We start from the raw sequence: 21090 nt of genomic DNA, 5'->3' as shown, positions 1-21090 counted from the left end.
AAACAAAAAAACCGCCTGAGAGGCGGTTTGTGGAGCGCGGTTTAGTGACTGGTGAATGGCTTACCGTAACGTCGTTAGAGGGCTCTGCTTTGCATGTAAATCACGTGTCCAATGATGATGCAATTAGCACCCCTGCAGATCTGTTTTGGATAGTTCTTTTGGTCCGGATTATCCGAGACAAGCCACCATTCTCGATTCTCTCGACGCAGGCGTTTTATCACGTCCTCGCCATCAAAATTTACGGCATATATCTGGTTATCTTTCGGGATACGGTCTGCGGTATTGATCACTACCAGGTCGCCATCATCCAGTTTGGGGCGCATGCTTTCACCACGGATCTTCAGTGCGATAAGGTTGTCCGGGAAATAACCGTGCTTTTCCAGCCATTCCTTCTGAAAAACAATCGGCATTCCCTCACCGCGCTCGGGTTCGGTCGAGTACCCACTTATGCCCGCTGAAAGTTTGAGTCTTACTGTTTTAATTGTCACAAAGTCGTCATCACCGGGTTCGTATGCACGAACTTGAATGTAGGAGTCTGGAAGAAGGCCAGGAGCTTCCGGCGTGTCAGCCGCAACGTTTGGCACATCTTCTCCAAAGAGAAGATCCTTTTCGGTAATTCCAAAATATTCCGCAATTTGCTGCAGGCGATGCGCGCGGGGCGTTCGACCCTGCGCGATCCATTGCTGGACCGCCTGAGGCGTGACTCCGCAGAAAGAAGCAAGGGCAGACATGTTCCCACCGTCTTTTGCTTGGAGTAACTGCTGTAATCGGTTTTTGAATTCCATCGCGCGATGGTACAAGCTGGGCTTGTAATTGTCTCTTGAAGAAATACTTGTATTCATACAAGTTAGCCTTTAAACTCGGCGCATGGAAACTTCAATTGAGAAAGCCTGCCGCTTGGTGGGCGGACAAACAGAGCTTGCCGAGAAGGTCGGTGTGACTCCTCAGGCCGTCCAACAGTGGGTTGCGAGGAAATCCGCTCCCGCCGAACGGTGTCTTTCAATCGAACGAGCAACTGGCGGCGAGGTTTCTCGCTTTGAACTGCGGCCGGATATTTACGGGTCGCCGGTTTCCGCTGCTTGAATCACTCCCTGGCGCGTCGCCCATTTATGCAAGCCTGAGTGCGAGGTGGCAATGCCTTGCCCCAGCGAAAAAATACTCAGGTTGTCGCCAGGCCGGAGATCGCTTGCCAGTAAGCGGAATAGGGAGTCTGCCGATGCACGGGACTCACCCACGAATGCGACGGAGGAAGCGGTCGAGCAAATCGCCTCACAGTTCAGCAGGGTGTTTCGGACTGCGCGCGTTACCTGCACGGCTACTTCGGACAAGTTGGCCCTGGTGACCTTGGCCGCGAAGTGGATGAGAACTAAGTATCTGTCGGCCTTCATGCTCGTTCCTTCATGTTTTTTGAATGATGGGGCGAAGCATATGACTGCCAGGCAATCGAGAAAACCACAATGAAAGGGAGTGGATTGTGAAATTCAAACCGAAACACGAACGCAAATTCTGGCGTATGGCTGGTGGGACTGCAGTGCCGTCCACGCAATTTAATGACGGTATGGCCGAGGTGGCGCGGCTCTTCCAGGTGTTGCAACCGAGGCTCACTGTCAACGTCGATGACAAGCAATATCGGCTTCACAGGGCGGCTGACCGTCAATCCCGAATACCAGCTATCTATGTACCTGCATCCTGGCGCAATACGACCCCTGTAGACGATAGCACCGATGAAATTGGTATCGGCTTCGAGACTCGCGACGGCATTATCCGGTTGCGCCTGAGCGTGGATTCAGCGAACCATCTTGCCGACAGCGTGGCTGACTACATCAATAGCTATGCGTGCCGAACCCATTCCGATGGGCCGGCCGCCCTGCCAAAAAATCAGAAGGTCACCAGCACCCTCAAGCCAGTCGACGTTTGGCAAATTGAACGCGCAGCTGAGCGCTACATCTTCCGTCGGATAGTCAATGGCGTGACTGCCGAATCGTATCGGCCCGTCACACGCGACGTTGCATCAGTTTGGGCGATTTCAATTATTCAAGATTTTCAACCACCACGTCACCTTCAGCATTCCGATAAACCTGTTGGTTGAACTCGACCTGAACCAAGTTTGGGCCGCGGATCTTGAGCCGATAGAAATCCAGTCCGCTGAAATCGAGTTCGTCGTTGTCATCGAATCCAGCGAGCATTCTTTTGAGGTCACCGATTGTCAGCAGGGGCGGGCGATTTTTCTTCACGAAGGCTCCAGTAATGGGCTGTTGAGTGTTTTCGGAATATATCACGGCGCAATATTCGCCAAAATACGAGGGAGTACACATGAATTTACGCCAAGCACACCAGGGAATGATTGATGCCTTCCCAGGGGGATGGGATGCCATGGCGGCCGCTTTGGGAATGACGCGAGATGCGCTCTCAAATCGCGTCTATGAGCGTAAAGGTCAAGCGGTACGCACGCAGCACTCGCTGGAGATGCAGGCATTCACTAGTACCACGCTCTTCGCTGAAGCCATTGCGGTCGCGAGCGGTGGTGTATTCGTCAAGCTGATCACGCCTGGCAGCGTCGACCGAGAAGACCTGCATTCGAAGTTCCAGGAACTGTGGGCGCGTCTCGGCGAATTGTCTCGGGCGTACACCGCCTATACGGATGACAACCACATTGATGCCCGTGAGAAGGCAGACCTGCAGCGCATCTCTAACGAGATTCAACGCACCATGCAGGAGCTCATGGCACTGATGTTCCAGATCTATTGCAGCCATGATCAGGAGCCGGTGAGTGGAGCTTGAGGACTTCGATGCAGTCAATGCGGCGGCACTTGCCTCCCTGGATTCACTGCTGGCCCAATGGTTTCCCAACGGCGTGGTTGATGGCGCCGAGTTTTGCATTGGTTCCCTTTCCGGCGAAGCCGGCAAATCATTGCGTGTTCGCCTGAAAGGCGACAAAGCTGGTTTTTGGTCCGATTTTTCCATGGACGGCGAAGCCGGCCGTGATCCTATTTCGCTCTTCGCTGCAAAGGAATCAATCTCGCAAGGGAAGGCGTGCGCTCGCCTAGCCAGTGAGCTGGGTATCGCTATTCACGGCGCTGATAAGGTCAAGAGGATTCCCAACGGGACTCCCCACTTGCCACAGAAATCAGCGCCTGCGCAAGCCGGCAAAGGGGTAGGAGCGCCTCCGAAGGAGAAGAAATCAGCTAGTTCCTGGTGCCCGATTCTGCCTATTCCCGATGCGGCGTTACCGTATCCGGTCGCTCATCCAGTGCGAGGACGGCCGCAAATGGTTTGGGAGTATCGGGACCAGCAGCGGCAGCTTTTAGGCATCGTTTGCCGGTTCGTCACATCGAACGGTGGCAAGGAAGTTTTGCCATGCGTCTACGCGCAGGACGAGAATACCGGCAATAGGAAATGGCATTGGATTCAGTGGCGTGAGCCACGGCCCCTTTACCTTCCTCAACCGCTCAGGGAAGGCTTCCCTGTTTTGGTGGTAGAGGGAGAGAAGTGCGCTGACGCGGCTAGGGCCGCTGTGGGCGACGCCTGGGATGTCGTGTCCTGGCCTGGTGGTGGGAAGGCGGTCAAGAAAGTTGACTGGTCGCTTCTGGCCGGCCGTTCGTTGCTCCTATGGGCAGACGCCGATGCGCAGCGCTACAAAGAGAACCACGCGAAGGCTGGCGAGGTAAAGCCTGAAGTCGAGCAGCCGGGCATGGTGGCGATGCAAGCGGTGGCTGAGTTGAATTTTGCCCAGGGCTGCTCGATCCAGTTCGTCGACATTCCTCCTCCGGGCGAGGTCGAGGATGGTTGGGATGTGGCCGATCTGATTGCTGCGGGCGGAACGAAAGAGGATGTGTGTGCGTGGCTTGCCCACGTGCGGCCTGCTTGGGTGGCAGAGCCTTTGGAGGAGGCGGCCGCGCCCGCATCGCCAGCATCGGTCAGCGATGACGACGTGCCTGCATGGGTCGATGCGCCTACGCCAGAGGATGTCCCCCAACGTCCGGCTGGCGCAGGCAGCATGGACCGTGCGCAGATCAAGGCGATGATGCTCTATGGGGCGACCGGTGTGAAGCCCTGTCGGGAAAACGTCTTCCTCGCGCTGACGCATGATCCCGATCTCCAGGGGATTGTGGCCTTCGACAAGTTCTCCGAACTTCTGATGAAGCGGCGAGATCCTCCCTGGGAGTCTGAGCCAGGTGAGTGGACAGAAAGTGACGACTTCTTCCTGGGCCTGTTCCTCGGTCAGCATTACGGCCTGATCGTGTCGAGCATCGGTGAAATCGAGAAGGCAGTGGCGCAGGTCGCCCGCCGTCATGCATTCAATCCGGTTACGGACTATATGTCTGAGTGTGAGGCGAAGTGGGATGGCCAGTCCCGCGTGGCTGACGCCTTCCATCGCTACTGGGGAGCTGAAGATTCCGACTACACGCGCCTGGTCTCCACGATGTTCCTTGTCGGTCTCGCTGCACGCGCCTATGTTCCTGGCATCAAGCACGACTGCGCGCCGGTATTTGAGGGCGGCCAGGGCGCTGGTAAGTCTACGGCGCTGGAGGTTCTAGGTGGTGCCTGGTACGCGGACACTCCCTTCCGAATGGGAGAGAAGGACGGCTATCTCTCGATCCAGGGGATCTTGCTGTATGAGGTGGCTGAGCTGGAGCAGTTCAATCGGTCCGAAGTGACGGCAGTTAAAGCATTCATGTCGAGTAAGAAGGACCGCTTCCGCGAGCCATATGGCAGGCGTATGCGCAACCTTCCTCGGCGCACCCTGTTTGCAGCGACGACGAACGAAGGGCAGTACTTCAAAGACCCAACAGGCAGCCGCCGCTTCTGGCCTGTGAAATGTGGTCGCGTCGACACGGTTGGCCTGGCCGAGGTGAGGGACCAGTTGTTCGGTGAAGCCGTCGCGATGTGGCGCAAAGGGGTTAAGTGGTACGCCACACGTGACCAGGATGTCCGCCTGATCATGCCGGCGCAGGATGATCGCGAGATCCCGGACCAATGGATCGGGCGGCTGTACGACTACGTAGAGGGAATTGATGCCGATGGCAATTCTCTGAGTGTTAGGAAGCTGGATCGTGTGACTGCGCGTGAGCTGCTTACGCGGGCCTTGCACATCGAGATCGGCAAGCTCTCGCAGTCGAAGAACGAGACCATGCGCATTTCGGCGTGTATGCGCAAGCTGGGGTGGGAAAAGGAGCGTGATCCGAATGGGGCGCGGGAGTATTTCTACGTGCGTCCAAAGCCTGCTGTTGTCGAGCCAAAGATGGCGGAGGAGGGCGATTATGCGATCCCCTTCTAGCGTTGTGATGTGTTGCCGAGTATCATCCTGCCAGGGATCGTGCGTGCAAGTTGCGCGTGCGGAAAAGGCGATGATTCTCGTCTCACCTCCCAACCTCGTCCAACCCTTCACTTTGAAGGTTGGACGGCTGAAAGCCGCCACCATAGCGGCTTCGCCAACCTCCCAACCTTTTTTGCACATTCTCACGTACACGTGCGCATACGCGCGCACGCGTAGGGACTTCTTTTTCCTTTTTTTATTTTCAAATCCATTCAAAAGTAGGTTAGCGAGGTTAGGAGGTTGGCAAAGCCGCATGGGTATTGGCTTTGCGCCGTCCAACCTTGCCGCCAACCTTTTTTTGTCCGAGGGGAGGTTAGTCGGATGAGCAATCTGCGTCAGGAAATGCCAATGGTCGCCAGCATGATCGATGACCTTCGAAGAGAGCATGGACTACTTCCGGTGGATCGGCAGATACGGCGGTCGCTTCGTGGGGAACCGCTCTTCTATGCGCAAGAGAATGGCTCGCACATTGGAACTCCTCTTAAGCGAGGGAGCGTTGAGATCTATTGGGACGAACGTGGTGTTAGCCAGGAGCGCCAGATCGTGCTTCCACCCGTCTACATCGAAATCGTCATCGAATCGAGCAGTAAAGAGCTGCGCGTCATGAATCGGTGGCTTGGTAAGCAACGGCCGCCGGCATTGACCGGCAATAACAGCGACAAGTGAGGGAAAACATGAACACGGTTTTTGGGATCGATATCAACGATTTGTTCCGCAATGAGCATGAGGCGCTGAAGTTCGCCTTCAACTTCCAGAGCCAGCAGTATCCTTTGTCACCAATGTCCAAGCTGGGTAGTCTGGAGGCGTTGGGGCAGGGTAAGGGCTTGGTGTCAACTGATGGCGCGGCACAGGCCGGCATGATACGGAAGAAGCTTGATCGCCTGAGTGAGGCTCACAGGCATTGCCTCGTGGCGCGCTTCTCGCCGAAGTATGAAGCTTGCCCCTGCTGCCAGGGTGACCGGGCTCTGCCAGAGTGGCGCGAGTCAATTGTCTATCTGCGGGAGTGGTCTGCGTTCCAGGTGACGGGGATATCGTTCGGGCATGTCCGCGAGGCCATCATCATGAACTTCTTCGATAAGCGGGTCTCGGTCATTGATGCAGCCGACCGGGTTCACATGAATCAGCGCACCGCTCGTCGGCACACCAAGAATATTCAGGACAAGCTGAAGGTGCTGGAACTTGAGGCGTTGGGTGCGATTCGTGCCGCCCTGGAGTTTTCCACAGGCTAAAAAAAGCTTGCTTGCCAAATTGCGGTCATATATAGTCCGTTTTCGATACACGTCAGAAGTCCGTAAGAACCGCGCAAGCATCTGCTGCGCGGTTTTTTTTTGCCCGAATTATTGGCGAGGCCGCCGCCATACGCGGCCACCAGTATGGGCGTGCAGACGTTTGCACTGGAGAAGATATGTTTCGTTTCGATGTCCGGACCGATATCAGCAAGGCCGCCGCACAGATGACCAAGTTGGCCTCAGGCGTGCGTGATAAGGCCACCACCCGCGCGATCAATAAGGTCGCGGCTCAGGGTAAGACTGCTGCAGCTCGGGAGATCAAGGATCAATACCAGATCAGTTCCCGTGTGATCAGCAAGAGCATCTCAATCCGCCGGGCTGGTCGGGGATCGCTGCAGGCGGTCGTCACAGCAGAAGGTAAGCCGCTGCCGATGATCGCGTTCAACGCGCGCCAGTCCAAGGCTGGTGTCACGGTCAGGATCAAGGGAAAGACCATTACCGTCCCTCATGCCTTTATCCGGTCAATGCGATCCGGCCACCGTGGCGTGTTCGCCCGTGGGGGATACAAAGGTTCGTTCCAGCAGACCGGGCAGGCATTCGGTCGATTCAAGTTCGGTCGGGGTCGCCTGCCCATCGGTGAACTCTTCACCGTCAGCGTGCCCAAGGGCTTCAGCAACAAGACCGTCCAGGACAAGGTGATGGCCAGGGTGCAGGAGCAGTTCCCCAAGGTCTTGGCGCAGGAGATCAACTACCTGTTGCTCAAGAAATAAACGGCCGGGTCCTCCCCGCGACCTGTGCGTACGGGCGTATGCATCGCGATTTTTCTCTACTTTTTGGCCGCCTAAGGGGGTCATATTTTCCATGCCCACACAGCAACAAATCGCCGACCATCTGGATCTGGATCAGTCGGCCGTGAGCCGCCTGCTCGAAAAACTGGGCGTGGCCTGGCAGACGGCGGACATGGATGAGATCCGCAAGGCGTACATCCGCCAGCTGCGCGCCCAGGCCGCCGGCCACAAGTCGGAAGACGGCCTCGATCTGGTGCGCGAGCGCGTGCTGACCGAGCGGGTGGATCGGGAGCTGAAGCTGCTGCAGGTCGCCGAGAAGCGTGGCCTGCTGATCAACGTCGAGCAGCTGGAGCGGCAGTTGATGAACATGGTCGGAGCATTCCGCTCCGAGCTGCTGGCGCGCGACGACAAGCTGGCATCCGAGCTGTCCACCTTGTATGAAGTGAATGTCGATGTCTCTCTCCTCAATGAACACACGTATGCCGCCCTCGGCCAGCTCGCCCGATACGACCCAAGCGGTGGGCGCTTTGCTGACGCGCCTGGTGGCCACGCTGGTGCCGCCGGAGAAGTTGACGACGACCGAGTGGGCGCGCCGCCATCGGGGTCTATCGGCTAAGGCATCGGCCAAGCCCGGCCGGTATAACCCGGACATCACGCCATGGGTGCATGGCATCCATGAGGCGCTGGATGATCCGGCGGTCTTCAAGGTGGTCGCACAGAAGTCGTCGCAGATTGCCTGGACGGACGGCGTGCTCAACAACTACTTGGGTAAGCGGATCGATATCGATCCGTGCCCGATCATCGTCATGTTCTCGAAGGACAAGGCGGCGAAGGAATACAACGACGAAAAGTTCGTGCCCATGGTCGAGGCCACGCCTCGGCTGATGGACAAGATCCCGGTCTCGAAGAAGCGAGACAAGGAAAACCGGGTGGACTTCAAACAGTTCCCCGGTGGTTTCCTGAAGTTCGTCGGTTCCAACTCGCCGGCCTCGGTGAAGTCGACGCCCGCTCCCGTGGTTGCGGTGGAAGAGCCGGACGACTGTAACGACAACGTGAAGGAACAGGGCGATACGATCTCCTCCCTGGAGGAGCGCACCAAGACCTTCGCGCGCCGCAAGATCATCTTCGGCGGCACACCGACGATTGCCGGCGTCAGCAAGATCGAGCAGGCATACCTGCTGTCGGACCAGCGCAAGTTTTTCATCCCGTGCCATGAGTGCGGCGAGGCGCATGTCCTGGAGTGGGAAAACGTCGTCTGGCTGGACAACCCCGAGATCCACCATGAGGTCTTCGGCCATGCGGTTCCATCTTCGGCCCGGTATCGCTGCCCGCATTGTGGCGCCTTGTGGACCGATGCCGAGAAGAATCGCAACGTGCGAAAGGGCATGTGGCGGGCGACTGCTACCTTCCACGGCGTCGCCGGCTTCTGGCTGAACGAGGTGTATTCCCCGTTCCCTGGCTCGACCATGCCGCACCTGGTGGAGAAGTATCTGTCGGCCAAGCACGCCCTGGCGCAGGGCGACGACACGAAGATGCGTGTCTTCCGCAATAACACCGAGGGCAAGTCGTATGAATACGCCAGCGAGCTCCCAGACCTGGATGCCCTGAAGGACCGGGCCGAGGACTACGAGGAGCTGGTGGTTCCGTGGGGAGGCCTGGTGGTTACTGCTGGCTGCGACGTGCAGCATGACCGGATCGCGGTGGTCATCCGTGTCTGGGGACGAGGGGAGGAAAGCTGGTTGCTCTACTGGGGTGAGATCCACGGCAAGACCCTGATCCCGAATGAGGGGGCGTGGATTGACCTCGATCAGCTGTTGTCCAAACCGATCCCGCACGAAGGCGGTAGCCAGTTGTCGATCCGTGCAGTGTCTATCGACTCGTCGGATGGTCAGACTTCGGACGCGGTGTATGCGTTCGTTCGGGACCGCCTGAACCGTGGGTATCTGGCCGTGAAGGGGGCCTCATCCGACGATGGTCGGGAGATCTTCGCGCCGCCGCGTCCGTCCATCGATACGAACCGGCAGAACAAGGCTGCGAAGTTTGGCGTGAAGCCGTTCATGGTCGGCACCGAGCGAGCGAAGGATCTGCTGCTGGGGCAGGACTCTGGTGCGGGGCGGATTCGTCTGCAGGGCAAGGGGCCGGGGCGTATGCACTGGTACAAGACTGTTCGCCCGGATTACTACGAGCAGATCACCAGTGAGGTCAAGGCACCTCATCGGACGTTGCGTAACAAAAAGGTGTGGCAGAAGAAGTCGGGCGTGCGCAACGAGGCACTGGACTGCGAGGTGTACGCGTTGCATGCGGCCAGGTCGCTCAAGATTCATCTGTACAAGGAATCTCACTGGGCGATGTTGGAGGATGCCGTTCGACAGAAGGACATCTTCGAGGCGCCGGCAGCAGTTCCAGCGGCGCAACCCGCTGCCGCGCCGGCCCCGGCGAAGCCGCAGCCGACCAAGAAGCCACGGTCATTTAATCTTCCCCGCCCTGGTGGTGGGTTCAAAGCATCGAGCTGGTAACCATGAATATTCCAACCGAACTCACAGCGGGCGATTCCCTCCAGTGGAAGGAGCCGGCGCTGGCTGTGCGCGGGAGCGACTACAGCAGCTCTGCCTGGGTACTGCAGTTTGCGCTACGCGGTCCGACCAAGCTAGACCTTCCAGGCACTGCAGACGGATCAGGTGGCTGGACATTCGCCCTGACCGCTGCCGCCAGTCAGGGCCTGCAGGCCGGACCCTACTGGTGGCAAGCGGTGCTGACCAAGGGCGCCGAGCGAGTGACCGCCGGCAGCGGCCAGTTGCAGGTGCTGGCGAACTTGGCCGCCATCACGGCGGACGGATTTGACGGGCGTAGCCTGGCGCAGCGTGCGCTGGTCGATGCTGAGAAGGCGCTGGCTGACCTAACGAGCAGCGGACAGAAGACGAAGAAGTATGCAATCGGACCACGCAACGCCGAGTATTTCACCGCCGCCGAATTGATCGAGGCAGTGAACTACTGGCGTACTCGTGTGCTGCGGGAGAAGGAAGAGAAGGCCGCCGCCACCGGTGGCCCGAACCCGAGAAACTACTACGTAAGGTTTACGTCATGACCTCGACCAGCTGGTACAACGAAGAGCGCGTGGCGCAGAAGGGATCGGTGCTGCTGCGGCAGTGGAACGCCGAGCGGGATGTCCAGCGCAAGCGCGCGGCTGCAGCAGAAGCGCAACGAACTTACGCGGGCGCCCAGTTCAATCGCCTCACGTCAGACTGGACGGCGCTGAACACCTCGGCCGATTCCGAGATATTGACCAGCTTGCGGTTGCTACGTGCGCGGTCGCGTGAGCTGGTGCGTGACAACGGTCACGCGAAGAATGCCATCAGAATCATCAAAAACAACGTCGTAGGCACTGGCGTTGGCTTCCAAGCCCAGATCGCCGATGCGCGAGGCAAGCTGCTTACTTCGCTTAATGATTCAATCGAAGAGGAATACGCGGAGTGGTGCAAGGCCGAGATCTGCCACACGGGCGGTAAGCTGCACATGTCTGATCTACTGGCTTTCGTAATCGGCCGTGTCGCGGAGGATGGCGAGGTGCTGGTGCGGAAGGTGCGCCAGCCGTTCGGTGGCGGCAAGGCACCGCTGGCGCTGGAGGTGCTGGAGGCGGATCGGCTCCTCGACAACTGGCAGACCGCGATGGCGCCAAACGGCAACGCCATTCGCATGGGCGTTGAGGTCGACCAATGGGGCAGGGCGGTGGCTTACTGGCTCTATCCATCACATCCTGGCGACTTCCAGTTCCGGACCTTCCAGGCCAGCAACTACATTCGGGTGCCCGCCGACGAAATCATCCACCTCTACATGGTGGAACGGTGGCCGCAGACGCGTGGCGTGCCATGGATGCATACGGTGCTGCGGCGCTTGAATGATATGAAGGGCTATGGCGAGGCCGAGATTGTCGCGGCTCGCGCCTCGGCGAACATCGTCGGTTTCATCAAGGCGCAGGAGAATCCCATGCCTGATGCCGTGGTCGCCAATCGTCAGGTGATGGATGCTGAACCGGGTACATTCCGCTACCTGGCGCCCGGTGAGGATTTCGTGGGCTTCAACCCCTCTCGGCCGAATGCAGCGCTGGAGCCGTTCATGCGATTCATGCTACGCGAGATCGCGGCCGGTATCGGTACAAGCTACGAGTCGCTGTCCCGTGACTACTCGCAGAGCAACTACAGCAGCTCACGTCTGTCGCTGCTGGATGACCGGGATCTGTGGCGCATCATCCAGGGCTGGCTGATTCGCAATCTTTGCAGCCCGATCAAGCAGGAATGGCTTTCCGCTGCCGTGTTGGCCGGCCAGGTGAATATCCCCGACTTCTACAGTAAGCAGCGCAAGTATCAGCGCGAGCGCTGGAAGCCACGCGGATGGGGCTGGATTGACCCAACCAAAGAAGTCGCAGCATACAAAATGGCCGTGCGTTGCGGCTTCATGTCAGCTAGTGACGTGATCGCGCAGACAAACGGTGGTGCTGATATTGAGGACGTCTACCGGTCAAGGCGCTCCGAGCTGGACATGGCCAGCGACATGGAACTGGTCTTTGACACTGACCCAGCCAAGGTCGATGAGAAGGATAAGGCCGTGGCCGGTACCGACGACCCGCCACCTGATCCGACAGCGGACACTGGGCAGGAGGGAGAAGAGCCAGCAACCGACCAAGACTGACCGCCAGCATCGGCAAACATCGAACCCGTCCAGGGCTACCTGGGCGGGTTTTTCTTTTTGGAGTCGTGATGGGAACGAAAACGAGAAAACCGCCCGTGGTCGGCGCGTCGCAGTTGCGGCTGCTGACTCTGCGGGCAGATGGACCCTTGGCAGTGGATATGGAAGCGCGGACCGTGCGCTTCCCCTTCAGCTCGGAGGAACCCTGCGACATGTGGTACGGCACCGAGATCCTGAGTCATGCCCCCGGCGCCATGCGCACCGGCGTGCGCCAGGGCAGCATGCCGCTCCTCTTCAACCACAACCGCGATGACCTGTTGGGCATCGTGGAATCGCTCGAACTCGGCGGGGACCGTCGTGGCTATGTGACGGTCCGCTTCGGCAAGGATGAACGTGGCGACTGGGCTTTGAACCAGTGCGACGACGGCATCCTGGTCAATGCCTCCTTTCAATACCGCGTCTTCAAATTCGAGGATGACGTGGAGAACGAAATCTATACGGCGACCGACTGGGAACCGTATGAGATCTCGCTGGTAACGGTGCCGGCCGACCCGACTGTAGGTGTCGGTCGCAGCCTCGATGCCAGTAATCCCCGGGCTGTAGCGCAGGCCCATCAATCCCAACCGGCCCCGGCCGACAACATGGAGCAACAAGATATGTACAAGCACCGTCACTCCCCGCGCGTTCTGCGCAACCAGGCGGACGATGGCGCGACCGGCGGAGGTGCCGGTGGCGTTGGCGTCGCTAACCCGGTCGACCATAGCGCAGCACGCAGCCAGGGCGCCGAAGAAGAGCGCAAGCGCATCGATGAAATCGACAGCATGTGCCGCCAGCACGGCGTGCCCGATGACGTGCGCACAGGCTTGATTCGCAAAGGCGCATCGATCTCGGAGGCGCGCGGCGCCGTACTGGATCTCCAGCTGCAGCGTAAGGCTAACCCGGTCGCCAATATGGGCGACGGCTACTCCCCGGACATGTCCGAGAAGGAGAAGGCCGGTTACTCGATGCTGCGCGCAATCAACGCAGTCCTGTCGAACGACTGGAAGAAGGCCGGCTTCGAGCTGGAAGTTTCCAACGATATCGGTAAGCGCATGGGCAAGACCACCAGCGGTTTCTTCATGCCGACCAATGTGCCTTTTGCCCAGCGCGCGCAGTATGCAGCCGGTGCTGCGGCCACGGGAGGCGTGATGGTTGCCACCAATTTGCTGTCTGGCAGCTTCATCGACATCCTGCGCAACCGCGCCCGTGTCTTCCAGCTCGGCGCCACCATCCTGTCCGGCCTGGTTGGCAACGTGGATATCCCGCGTCAGAACGGCGCTTCCAGCACCTTCTGGGTCACGGAAGGTGGCAACTTGACCGAGTCCGAGGCCACCTTCGACAAGGTGAGTCTCACGCTCAAGAGCCTGGGCACCTATTCGGCGATCACTCGCCAGATGCTGATCCAGGCCACGCCGGACATCGAGATGCTGGCCCGCGCGGATCTGATCGCGCAGATGGCGTTGGGCATTGATCTGGCCGCGCTGTCTGGTACCGGCACCGGTGGTATGCCGCTGGGTATCGCCAACATGTCCGGCATCGGCTCGGTGGTCGGTGGCACCAATGGCGCTCAGTTGACCATCGATCATCTGATCGACCTGGAGACCGCCGTGGCCACCGCCAACGCCGACGTTGATTCGATGTCGTACCTGGCCAACGCCAAGTCGGTCGGCTGGCTGAAGAAGCTGAAGGCGACAACCGGCCAGTACCTGTGGACGAACAGCCCCGGTGGCCAGCGCTCGGGTACCCCCGGTGAAATCAACGGCTACCCGGTCGCCCGTTCCAACCAAGTGCGTTCGAACCTGACCAAGGGTACTTCGGCCGGCGTCTGCTCCGAAGTCTTCTTCGGCAATTGGTCCGAGCTGCTGATCGGCGAATGGGGCGCACTGGAGATCACGCCGAACCCGTATGACAGCACTGCCTTCAAGCAAGGTGGCGTGCTATTGCGTGCCATGCAGTCGGTGGATATCGCTGCGCGTCATGCCGCGAGCTTCGCCGTCATGTCGGATGCGCTGACCGCGTAATCGGCGTGAACTGATTGCCGCCGTGCCCGTTACCGGGCCGGGGGCTCCTGTGCAGACGTCTGCACATCCGAGAATCTTTGAAAGGAAAGCCAAATGGCAGCCAAACGTTACATCGTCCGCGAAGGCTTCATCTATCGCACCGTGGACGCCAAGGGCAGTGAGAAGGTCTACAGCGAGGGCGACATTATCACCCTCGAGCAGGAAGTCGGCGATGGTGCGCACCAGCTGGAGTATGCCGAGGACAAGGACCGCGCTTCGGCGCTGAAGGCTGAAGAAGCCCGCAGCCGTGCGCTGAAGGTGGAACTGCCCGCTGCTGCGGCAACCGCCACGGTGGCTCTGGATCACGAGGCACTGGCCACTGCTATCGCCCAGGGCATCGCTGCCGCCTTCCAGGCCCAGGAGGCTGCAGCCTCGGTGGATGCGTCCGCAGTTGGTTTGGACGACGCCGGCAAGGCCAGCTGATGAAGCTGGCCGAAGACCTGACGACGTTCTTCCGGGACTTCGGCGACAACGCTCACTGGCAACCGTCCACGGGCGGCCAGGCACTGGACGTTCTGGTTATCTTCGATAACCCGGACGAACTGGTGCTTGGCGACCAGCTGCTCGTACAAAACACCTCGACCATCATGTATATCACCGGCTCGCTGCCGGGCTTGGCGGAAGAGGAGGTGCTGACGATCAACGGTAGCCAGTGGCGCGTGCAGCAACCGCCGAAGGCAGTCGAGGACGGCAAACTCACCATCGCGCAGATCATCGAGGCCTGACCATGCACATCCGCAAGCAAATCCGCGAGAAAATCTATCAGCTCCTGGAGCCGCATCCGACGCTGGCCAATCTCTTCGAGGCCAGGACGAAGCCGCTCTCGAATCGGAAACTGCCCTTTGCCAACGTGATTAACGGTGGTGAGACGGTTGAAGATCTGAGCGACCAATGGCAGGAGCTGCGCACGGTGATGTTCATGGTGCAGGTCTACGTCCAGGACGGCCACGATGTGGTCGACCGACTTGACGAACTGGCGGCGCCCATCGAGGCGCTGCTGGCCGTCGATCAGCGCCTGGGTGGTTTGACGGTGGCCTTCCGCTACAAGGGGAGCGATCCGGACTACACCAGCGCGGCTTCCAATGAGGCGGCGCTGTTGACCATGAACTACGAGGCCAAGTACATCTGGGAGCCGCAGCCGGTCGCAGATGATCTGGAGGTGGTCTCGGTGGAGATCGACATGTCCTCGCCCCGCAATGATCCGCCGCAGCCGGCCACGCCGGACGGCCAGATCGACGCATCCGCAAAAATCACCCTTCCTCAATAGGAGCAAAGAAATGAAAGTGATCTATCCCGTAGAAGGGAGGATCGTGCGCGACCCCGTAACCGGCCGTGAAGTGACAGCGGACGGAGTACCCGTGGACGAGAACGATTCTTTCTGGCTGCGCCGCCTGGCCGATGGCGACGTGACCGATGAGAAGCCGAAGGCAGGCAAGACTGACGGCGGAGGTGCATGATGGGCGCAGCAGCTTCGATTTCCTTCAACCAGATCCCGGTCAACCTCCTGACCCCTGGTCAGTATGTCGAGTTCGACAACAGCAAGGCCATCAACGCGCCGGTCAACATGCCGCAGCGCATCCTGCTGATCGCGCAGTCGCTCGCCACTGGCACCGCCCCGGCCAACACCCCGTATCAGATCAGCGGTAAGGATGGTGGAGTTGCAGCGTTCGGCCGCGGTTCGATTGGCGCATCCATGGTGGGCAGTATCTTCGACGTGACCGATACCATCGAGACCTGGGTGGTGGCGGTGCCCGATAACGGCGCCGGCACGGCTGCAACCGGCACCGTCACCATCACCGGCGCAGCTACGGTGGGCGGCACGCTGAATCTGTACATCGGCGAAGATCTCGTGCAAGTTGCTGTCTCCACCACGGACACGCCGACGACCATTGCGACAGCACTGGCCGCAGCGATTAACGCGAATCCGGATCTGGTGGTCACAGCGACCAGCAACGTCGGTGTGGTGACCGTGACAGCGCGCCACAAGGGCACGCTGACCAATGATCTGATGATGCAGCTCAACTACTACCCGCTGATCCAGCAAACGCCCGCAGGTCTGGGCGTCGCGCTGGCGCAGCTCTCGGGTGGTACGGCGGACCCCAGTATCGCGACGGCGCTCTCCAACATCGGCGCCACGCAGTACAACAACATCATCATGGCCTTCAACGATGCGCCCAATCTGGCATTGATGGAGGTCGAGCTGAACAACCGTTGGGGGCCGTTACTGCAGAACGACGGCCATTGCCATATCGGCTTGCGCGGTACGGTGGGTACCCTCAACTCGGCATTGAGCGCGCGCAACAACTCGCACATCACCAGCTGGACTTGCGAGACCGGTGGCGAGCCCGGCCCGGTATGGGAAAAGGCCGCGCTGGCCGGCGCGACCGCCGCGTATTACCTGGCGATTGACCCGGCCCGCCCTCTGCAGACGCTGGCTTTGCCGAACCGCTTGCCGGCACCCGCCAACAAGCGATTCACCCGCGCCGAGCGCAACAACGTCTTGTCGTACGGCGGCGCCACCACGGTGGTCGACAACGGCGGCAATGTGGTGATCGAGCGTGCGGTGACGAACTACAAAACCAATGCGGCCGGCCTGGTTGATCCGAGCTATCGCGACGTGGAAACGATGTACACCTTGTCGCTGATGCGCTACCAGGTGCGGGCACGTATCGCGCAGCGCTTCCCCCGCTACAAGCTGGCCAACGATGGCACGCAGGCGGCGCCCGGCCAGGCACTCGTCACGCCGCAGGACATTCGTGCCGAGCTGATCGCGCTCGCGCTGGATTGGGTGGATGCTGGGCTGATGGAAGACATCGATCAGTTCAAGTCCGACCTGCTGGTGGCACGCAACGCATCCGATGTGAACCGCGTCGATGTCCGCCTGCCGCCCAACCTGGTCAATCAGTTCCGCATTTTTGCGGCGCAGATCCAGTTCCGTCTGTAACAGGAGAGAAACATGGCAGATATGTATTTCGGGCGCGCATTCATCCGCGTCAATGGTGAGAGCATCGCCAGTCTGCCGGGCACCGCGAAGATCAACCCCGGCGGGGTTGAGCGCACGGCGGTGGTCGGCGACTTTGGCTTTCTCGGCTGGACCGAGAAGCCGGTGCATAGCGAGATCGAATTCGATATCGCTGTCAGTGGCAAGACCGACATCGGCGCCATCAATGCCATCCAGAATGGTACGGTGGTCTTCAAATGCGATTCCGGGCAGCAGTACATTCAGCGTGGCGCCAGCCTCGCCACGCCTATTGGCCCCCAAGCCGGTGACGGCAAGGCATCGCTCAAATTCATCGGCGCACCTGCGGAGCAAGCATGAGCAATCAGACCTATGAGCCGTTCTATCCGGCCACCTCTCAAGAAGCGGCGCCGGCAGTGCAGACGTCTGCACAAGTGCCATCGGCCACGCTGCCGGCGCCCGTTGCGGCGCCGGTCGGCGATGGGGCCGCTCCTTTGCCGCTGGACGGGCTGAAGGTGGATGCGGTTACCTACGCGCTGAAGGTGCCGATCCTGGCACCGGACGGCTTCGAGATCAAGATCCTGAAGCTGCGGCGCCTGAAGGCCCGCGAGATGAAGGGCTTGAATCCTAGCTCGGCGGAAGGGCGAGTCGGTACCCAGTTGCAGCTGATCGCCGCCATGAACGGCTTGCCGCATGAGGTGCTGGACGACCTCGATGCGGTCGACGTGCTTGCGCTCCTCGGGGAGTCGGCTCCTTTTTTGGTCGGTGTCACTGGCGCGACGCCGTCGGCCTGATCGCTCACTTCTACCATTTTCCTCCGAGCGAGATCTGGGAGATGGATACCTGGGAGCTTGACTTCTGGGTCGAGGAAGCAGGAAAGGTGATTGAAGCGCAACGGAGAATGCAAGGGGCGTCTTGACGGTGGGGGCGTTCTTGTTAGAATGAGCCCATGGAAAAGCCTGCTCAATCTAAGAAGGAAGCGACCGATCTGAAGACTGGTCTGATTGGCCTGTCGATGTTCGGCATCGGTCTGATTGGACTGATACCGGCCTTGATCGGTCTGTTTATTCTCGGGGGAATCGTCTGGTATGGCGTCCCCTTCATGATCAAGCTCTTCGGCATTCTCTTCTCTTAAAGCAACAGCAGTTCGATAAGCCCCGCCCGGGAAACCTGGCGGGGCTTTTCTTTTGCCCGCGAGATTCGTATGGGAACTCAACAAACAAAATCCGAGCTGGTGATCTCGGCCATCGACAAGGCTTCGGCCACGTTGAACGAGATCGGCACCAAGCTCGAAGGATTGATCAAGCCTGCCGGCGATCTGCACGCGTCGCTGGGCAAGCTGTATGACGCCACTGGTCTTGGCAAGGTGAAATCGGCGGTCGGGGCGCTGTCCAAGTCGCTGGTGGGCTTGGCCACGGCCACGGTTGGTATCGGCGGGGTGTATGCCGGCACGGTCGGCGAGATCCTGCACTTCGGCATCGCTGCAGCCGAGGCCGCTGATAGCGTCGGAGATCTGGCCGAGAAATACCAGATCAACGCGCAGAAGCTGCAGGTCTTCGGCGAGCTGGTGAAGGAAGACGGCGGCACCATGGAAGATGCGGCCGCCGCCATGGGCAAGCTGAAAAAGGCCATGGGCCTGGCGCTGGCTGGTGGGAAGGAACAGCAGCAGGCGTTTGCTGGTGTAGGACTGTCCATGGCCCAGCTCAAGGGCATGAAGCCCGAGGAAGTGATTGAGCGCATGGCAGACGCCTTCAAGGGCTCCAACAAGGATCTGGCCAAGCAGGCCGTGCTGCTGGAGCTCATGGGCAAGAGCGGCGAGATCATGATGGGCACCATGAACCGTGGTGCTGATGGTATTCGCGAGAAGTATGAGCAGATGACGGCGGACGGTCGGATCTTTACCGACGACCAGCTGCAGCAGGCCGATTCCTTCGACAAGATGTGGAAGCGCCTGCAGGGCACCTTCGAGGGTATCAAGAACTTCCTCGGGCTGAAGCTGGCCGAGAAGATCCAGCCCATGTTCGAGAACATCCAGAAATGGACGGTGGCCAATCGTGGCCTGATCGAGAGCAAATTCGACGCCTTCCTGGAGAAGCTGCCGGCCATCATCGATATCGGCGTGCAGCTGTTCCAGGGGCTCTGGCAGGTGGCACAGAAGGTGGGCTCTGTCTTCAAAGCCATGAATAGTGCCTTCGGGCCGACCGTCTCAACGCTCATCATGCTCGGCGGGTTGATGTCGCCGGTGCTGCTGGCATTCGGGCAGCTGGGCTGGGCGCTCGGCGTGGCCATGGTGAAGCTGAGCGTCTTCGCCTGGACGATGCTGCCGGCGGCGATGAGCGGGCTGCAGGCGTTGTGGGGTGTGATGCTGGCGAACCCCATCGGTCTGCTGATCGCTGGGGTCGTGGCCTTCGGTGTGATCGTCTACAAAAACTGGGACAACATCGTCTCCTACGTCAGTGGTGCCTGGGATCGGATCAAGAGTGTTTTCAATGTCGGGTTCTTCGACGGCCTGATCCAGGTATGGCTGGAGAGCTGGCAGGGCCTTGCCAACGGCATCCTGGGGATCATCAAGACGATCCTCCCGGACAAGCTGATGCCAGACGCAATGAAGGATTTCAAATTCTCGTTCGCCACTGACCGGGCCAACAACCTCACTGCAGCAAAGGCCGCCAGCGCCGGGAAGACCGAAGTCGGCGGCACGCTGAAGATCCAGGTGGAGGGCGCGGGCGCGAAGGTGACCGAGCTGACGCGCGCTGGCAATGCGATGGATATTGATGTCACGGCCGGCCTGGCCATGATGTAAAGGAGAGACGCATGGCATGGCGAGACAACCTGCGCCAGGCGAGTTTTCGTGGCGTGAAGTTCAACGTCGACAGCTCCGGCATGAGCATCGGCCGGCGCATCGCCCGGCATGAGTATCCGCAGCGTGATATTCCCTATCCGGAGGATATGGGACGGCGAGCGCGAGAGTACAAGGTCGAGGCGTTTGTCCTGGGCGACCCGGCTGGGGACAACGACTACATGGTGCCGCGCGATGCGCTGATCGAAGCCATCGAGAAGGCTGGCCCCGGCCAGCTGGTCCATCCTTACTACGGCACGGTCGCGGTGACCGTGTTTGGCGAGGTGACGCTTTCTGAATCCACCCGCGAGGGTGGCATGGCGAAGTTCACCATCACCTTCTTGGAGGCCGGCAAGCAGGAGGAGCCGAAGACATCGGACGATACCGAGGCCAAGCTGGCAGACCAGGTGAACGCCTGTGATGCCTCTTTCGCCAAGGATTTTTCGGATAAGTTCTCAGTGGACGGCCTGCCGGACTTTGCGGTCGATGACGCACTCGGCCAGGTCGATGATCTGATGGCATTACCGGATGTCGACCTTGGCGCGCTGGACTGGATCAGGGCCGATCCCACGTCGGTGCTGACGTCGTTGTTGCCGGAAAACCTGCGCAACAGCTTGGACGCGCCGCTCTCTTTGGCGCAGGGAGTGCTTGGCCTGATTGGTGGGGCTCAGAAGTGGCTATCGTTCTTCAACTTTTCGGAAGGGCTGGCCGAGTCAGCCTCGGCAGTTACGGCCACCACGGCTTCTCGGATCGCGGTGGTGAACAATCAGACGGCCTTCAGTGACCTGGTGCGCGGTGGAGCAACATCCAATCGCATCTATAAGCTGGCCACCACACAGCCGGCCACGACCGTCGAGGCGCAAGCTCTGCGCTCGGAGATCGTCCAGCGCGCGGATGCCATTCTGTTTTCTGACAAGGTCAGCCAGGCCACCAGCCAGGCGGTGGTACAGCTGCGCACGGTGGCACTCCAGCACCTGGCCAGCAACACGGTGGCGCTGCCGAGTCTCGTATCCGTGACGCCGCAGCAGGTGCGGCCGGCCGTCGTGCTGGCCCATGACTTCTACGGGGATGCTTGGTATGCGCAGGGCAGGGCGGATGACCTGGTGAGTCGCAACGCGGTCGCGCATCCTGGCTTCGTTCCTGCCGGCCAGCCCCTTCAATTTGTTTCGGAGTGAC

At 59.8% G+C, this 21090-nt stretch carries 25 protein-coding genes; 23 read left to right on the top strand and 2 right to left on the bottom strand.

The genetic code is table 11. The features are described from left to right. Positions 1-74 precede the first annotated feature (74 nt). Complete coding sequence (locus DXT88_RS14190; protein ID WP_265214381.1) at positions 75-842, bottom strand: XRE family transcriptional regulator; 768 nt, start codon at positions 840-842, stop codon at positions 75-77. A 25-nt stretch (positions 843-867) separates the two neighbouring features. Between DXT88_RS14190 and DXT88_RS14185 the strand changes: the two genes are divergently transcribed. Then, positions 868-1083 carry a transcriptional regulator gene (locus DXT88_RS14185; RefSeq protein ID WP_112069179.1) on the top strand — a complete coding sequence of 72 codons (216 nt, stop codon included), beginning with the start codon at positions 868-870 and terminating at the stop codon, positions 1081-1083. On the opposite strand, the gene DXT88_RS14180 is transcribed toward DXT88_RS14185, so the two are convergent. Next, positions 1056-1388, bottom strand: coding sequence for a hypothetical protein (locus tag DXT88_RS14180; protein WP_265214375.1), 333 nt, complete (start codon positions 1386-1388; stop codon positions 1056-1058). The two genes, DXT88_RS14185 and DXT88_RS14180, sit on opposite strands and share 28 nt — an antisense overlap. Before the next feature lie 86 nt (positions 1389-1474). Between DXT88_RS14180 and DXT88_RS14175 the strand changes: the two genes are divergently transcribed. From DXT88_RS14175 to DXT88_RS14070, 22 genes are all read left to right on the top strand, one after another. Beyond that, positions 1475-2089 carry a hypothetical protein gene (locus tag DXT88_RS14175; protein WP_265214373.1) on the top strand — a complete coding sequence of 205 codons (615 nt, stop codon included), beginning with the start codon at positions 1475-1477 and terminating at the stop codon, positions 2087-2089. Next, on the top strand, positions 2082-2348 hold the full coding sequence (locus DXT88_RS14170; protein ID WP_171939046.1) for a hypothetical protein: 267 nt from the start codon (positions 2082-2084) through the stop codon (positions 2346-2348). The genes DXT88_RS14175 and DXT88_RS14170 overlap by 8 nt, the downstream gene beginning before the upstream one ends. Next, positions 2314-2781: a YmfL family putative regulatory protein gene (locus DXT88_RS14165; RefSeq protein WP_265214370.1), complete on the top strand. Its 468-nt coding sequence runs from the start codon at positions 2314-2316 to the stop codon at positions 2779-2781. Before DXT88_RS14170 ends, DXT88_RS14165 begins: the two co-directional genes overlap by 35 nt. Further along, positions 2771-5278: a VapE domain-containing protein gene (locus tag DXT88_RS14160; RefSeq protein ID WP_265214368.1), complete on the top strand. Its 2508-nt coding sequence runs from the start codon at positions 2771-2773 to the stop codon at positions 5276-5278. Before DXT88_RS14165 ends, DXT88_RS14160 begins: the two co-directional genes overlap by 11 nt. Before the next feature lie 360 nt (positions 5279-5638). Beyond that, entirely contained in the window at positions 5639-5983 is a 345-nt protein-coding gene (locus DXT88_RS14155; protein WP_265214367.1) for a hypothetical protein, read from the top strand. An 8-nt stretch (positions 5984-5991) separates the two neighbouring features. Beyond that, on the top strand, positions 5992-6546 hold the full coding sequence (locus DXT88_RS14150) for a DNA-binding protein (RefSeq protein WP_265214365.1): 555 nt from the start codon (positions 5992-5994) through the stop codon (positions 6544-6546). A 176-nt stretch (positions 6547-6722) separates the two neighbouring features. After that, complete coding sequence (locus tag DXT88_RS14145; protein WP_265214363.1) at positions 6723-7316, top strand: phage tail protein; 594 nt, start codon at positions 6723-6725, stop codon at positions 7314-7316. Positions 7317-7407: 91 nt separating this feature from the next. Next, positions 7408-7950: a MarR family transcriptional regulator gene (locus DXT88_RS14140; protein WP_265214361.1), complete on the top strand. Its 543-nt coding sequence runs from the start codon at positions 7408-7410 to the stop codon at positions 7948-7950. Continuing rightward, complete coding sequence (locus DXT88_RS14135) at positions 7853-9850, top strand: phage terminase large subunit family protein (protein WP_265214530.1); 1998 nt, start codon at positions 7853-7855, stop codon at positions 9848-9850. The genes DXT88_RS14140 and DXT88_RS14135 overlap by 98 nt, the downstream gene beginning before the upstream one ends. A 2-nt stretch (positions 9851-9852) precedes the next feature. Then, positions 9853-10419: a hypothetical protein gene (locus DXT88_RS14130; RefSeq protein ID WP_265214359.1), complete on the top strand. Its 567-nt coding sequence runs from the start codon at positions 9853-9855 to the stop codon at positions 10417-10419. After that, the gene (locus DXT88_RS14125; RefSeq protein WP_265214357.1) at positions 10416-12020 is read left to right on the top strand and encodes a phage portal protein; all 1605 of its coding nucleotides are present in this window, start codon (positions 10416-10418) and stop codon (positions 12018-12020) included. Before DXT88_RS14130 ends, DXT88_RS14125 begins: the two co-directional genes overlap by 4 nt. Positions 12021-12088: 68 nt before the next feature. Continuing rightward, complete coding sequence (locus DXT88_RS14120) at positions 12089-14077, top strand: phage major capsid protein (RefSeq protein ID WP_265214355.1); 1989 nt, start codon at positions 12089-12091, stop codon at positions 14075-14077. Between the two features lie 93 nt (positions 14078-14170). After that, positions 14171-14539 carry a hypothetical protein gene (locus DXT88_RS14115; RefSeq protein ID WP_265214353.1) on the top strand — a complete coding sequence of 123 codons (369 nt, stop codon included), beginning with the start codon at positions 14171-14173 and terminating at the stop codon, positions 14537-14539. Beyond that, complete coding sequence (locus DXT88_RS14110; protein WP_265214351.1) at positions 14539-14841, top strand: head-tail joining protein; 303 nt, start codon at positions 14539-14541, stop codon at positions 14839-14841. The genes DXT88_RS14115 and DXT88_RS14110 overlap by 1 nt, the downstream gene beginning before the upstream one ends. Before the next feature lie 2 nt (positions 14842-14843). Beyond that, positions 14844-15383: a hypothetical protein gene (locus tag DXT88_RS14105; RefSeq protein ID WP_265214349.1), complete on the top strand. Its 540-nt coding sequence runs from the start codon at positions 14844-14846 to the stop codon at positions 15381-15383. 10 nt (positions 15384-15393) lie between these two features. After that, positions 15394-15573 (top strand): DUF2635 domain-containing protein, encoded by a 180-nt coding sequence (locus tag DXT88_RS14100; protein ID WP_171939034.1) that lies wholly within the window; start codon positions 15394-15396, stop codon positions 15571-15573. Then, positions 15570-17060, top strand: coding sequence for a phage tail sheath C-terminal domain-containing protein (locus DXT88_RS14095; protein WP_265214345.1), 1491 nt, complete (start codon positions 15570-15572; stop codon positions 17058-17060). Before DXT88_RS14100 ends, DXT88_RS14095 begins: the two co-directional genes overlap by 4 nt. A gap of 12 nt (positions 17061-17072) precedes the next feature. Then, positions 17073-17435, top strand: coding sequence for a phage tail tube protein (locus DXT88_RS14090; protein ID WP_265214344.1), 363 nt, complete (start codon positions 17073-17075; stop codon positions 17433-17435). Beyond that, entirely contained in the window at positions 17432-17869 is a 438-nt protein-coding gene (locus DXT88_RS14085; RefSeq protein WP_265214342.1) for a phage tail assembly protein, read from the top strand. The genes DXT88_RS14090 and DXT88_RS14085 overlap by 4 nt, the downstream gene beginning before the upstream one ends. A 155-nt stretch (positions 17870-18024) precedes the next feature. Continuing rightward, the gene (locus tag DXT88_RS14080; RefSeq protein WP_265214341.1) at positions 18025-18210 is read left to right on the top strand and encodes a hypothetical protein; all 186 of its coding nucleotides are present in this window, start codon (positions 18025-18027) and stop codon (positions 18208-18210) included. A 69-nt stretch (positions 18211-18279) separates the two neighbouring features. Then, positions 18280-19878, top strand: coding sequence for a phage tail tape measure protein (locus tag DXT88_RS14075; RefSeq protein WP_265214339.1), 1599 nt, complete (start codon positions 18280-18282; stop codon positions 19876-19878). Between the two features lie 11 nt (positions 19879-19889). Next, positions 19890-21089: a DNA circularization protein gene (locus tag DXT88_RS14070; protein WP_265214337.1), complete on the top strand. Its 1200-nt coding sequence runs from the start codon at positions 19890-19892 to the stop codon at positions 21087-21089. Position 21090: the final 1 nt, after the last annotated feature.

Origin of the sequence: Herbaspirillum lusitanum, from assembly GCF_026127345.1 — a bacterium.
Lineage (GTDB): Bacteria > Pseudomonadota > Gammaproteobacteria > Burkholderiales > Burkholderiaceae_D > Herbaspirillum > Herbaspirillum lusitanum.
Note: the sequence above shows the minus strand (reverse complement) of the source record. Positions and strands in the feature narration are given on the sequence as shown.

Coding starts and splice junctions, on each gene's coding strand:
- DXT88_RS14190 (WP_265214381.1), bottom strand. CDS start 842: ATGAATACAAGTATTTCTTCAAGAGACAATTACAAGCCCAGCTTGTAC.
- DXT88_RS14185 (WP_112069179.1), top strand. CDS start 868: ATGGAAACTTCAATTGAGAAAGCCTGCCGCTTGGTGGGCGGACAAACA.
- DXT88_RS14180 (WP_265214375.1), bottom strand. CDS start 1,388: ATGAAGGCCGACAGATACTTAGTTCTCATCCACTTCGCGGCCAAGGTC.
- DXT88_RS14165 (WP_265214370.1), top strand. CDS start 2,314: ATGAATTTACGCCAAGCACACCAGGGAATGATTGATGCCTTCCCAGGG.
- DXT88_RS14155 (WP_265214367.1), top strand. CDS start 5,639: ATGAGCAATCTGCGTCAGGAAATGCCAATGGTCGCCAGCATGATCGAT.
- DXT88_RS14150 (WP_265214365.1), top strand. CDS start 5,992: ATGAACACGGTTTTTGGGATCGATATCAACGATTTGTTCCGCAATGAG.
- DXT88_RS14145 (WP_265214363.1), top strand. CDS start 6,723: ATGTTTCGTTTCGATGTCCGGACCGATATCAGCAAGGCCGCCGCACAG.
- DXT88_RS14140 (WP_265214361.1), top strand. CDS start 7,408: ATGCCCACACAGCAACAAATCGCCGACCATCTGGATCTGGATCAGTCG.
- DXT88_RS14130 (WP_265214359.1), top strand. CDS start 9,853: ATGAATATTCCAACCGAACTCACAGCGGGCGATTCCCTCCAGTGGAAG.
- DXT88_RS14125 (WP_265214357.1), top strand. CDS start 10,416: ATGACCTCGACCAGCTGGTACAACGAAGAGCGCGTGGCGCAGAAGGGA.
- DXT88_RS14120 (WP_265214355.1), top strand. CDS start 12,089: ATGGGAACGAAAACGAGAAAACCGCCCGTGGTCGGCGCGTCGCAGTTG.
- DXT88_RS14115 (WP_265214353.1), top strand. CDS start 14,171: ATGGCAGCCAAACGTTACATCGTCCGCGAAGGCTTCATCTATCGCACC.
- DXT88_RS14110 (WP_265214351.1), top strand. CDS start 14,539: ATGAAGCTGGCCGAAGACCTGACGACGTTCTTCCGGGACTTCGGCGAC.
- DXT88_RS14105 (WP_265214349.1), top strand. CDS start 14,844: ATGCACATCCGCAAGCAAATCCGCGAGAAAATCTATCAGCTCCTGGAG.
- DXT88_RS14100 (WP_171939034.1), top strand. CDS start 15,394: ATGAAAGTGATCTATCCCGTAGAAGGGAGGATCGTGCGCGACCCCGTA.
- DXT88_RS14095 (WP_265214345.1), top strand. CDS start 15,570: ATGATGGGCGCAGCAGCTTCGATTTCCTTCAACCAGATCCCGGTCAAC.
- DXT88_RS14090 (WP_265214344.1), top strand. CDS start 17,073: ATGGCAGATATGTATTTCGGGCGCGCATTCATCCGCGTCAATGGTGAG.
- DXT88_RS14085 (WP_265214342.1), top strand. CDS start 17,432: ATGAGCAATCAGACCTATGAGCCGTTCTATCCGGCCACCTCTCAAGAA.
- DXT88_RS14080 (WP_265214341.1), top strand. CDS start 18,025: ATGGAAAAGCCTGCTCAATCTAAGAAGGAAGCGACCGATCTGAAGACT.
- DXT88_RS14075 (WP_265214339.1), top strand. CDS start 18,280: ATGGGAACTCAACAAACAAAATCCGAGCTGGTGATCTCGGCCATCGAC.
- DXT88_RS14070 (WP_265214337.1), top strand. CDS start 19,890: ATGGCATGGCGAGACAACCTGCGCCAGGCGAGTTTTCGTGGCGTGAAG.